Source organism: Hydrangea phyllody phytoplasma, from assembly GCF_036985185.1.
Classification (GTDB): domain Bacteria; phylum Bacillota_I; class Bacilli_A; order Acholeplasmatales; family Acholeplasmataceae; genus Phytoplasma; species Phytoplasma asteris.
This window is the reverse complement of record NZ_BSDA01000029.1, coordinates 1-266: the sequence shown is the minus strand read 5'-3', so window position 1 is coordinate 266 and position 266 is coordinate 1. Positions and strand designations below refer to the sequence as shown.

Sequence of the window (266 nt, the reverse complement as noted above, 5' to 3'; positions counted from 1 at the left end):
AAAAAGTAAGTATAATTTTAGTGATGAATTACATTGTGTAGTAAATAAATATATTAAAAATGGACAAATTACTGTTAGAGAGTTTGGAGCTTTAATTAGGATAATATCTCAAATGGGTAATTATTTGGGTATATATAAAGACCATGTTAATAGAATGATTAAAGAATTTGGAGAACATGGAGGACTTAATTTTTCTGAAGGACTTTTTGATGAAATAAAAAAAGATGATGATAATGAAAAAAAAGAAAATAATAATTTAGATGAAA

At 22.9% G+C, this 266-nt stretch carries 1 pseudogene; it reads left to right on the top strand.

The window, feature by feature from the left end:
• Nucleotides 1-266: pseudogene (locus tag AACP42_RS03060) on the top strand (hypothetical protein); the annotation flags it as partial.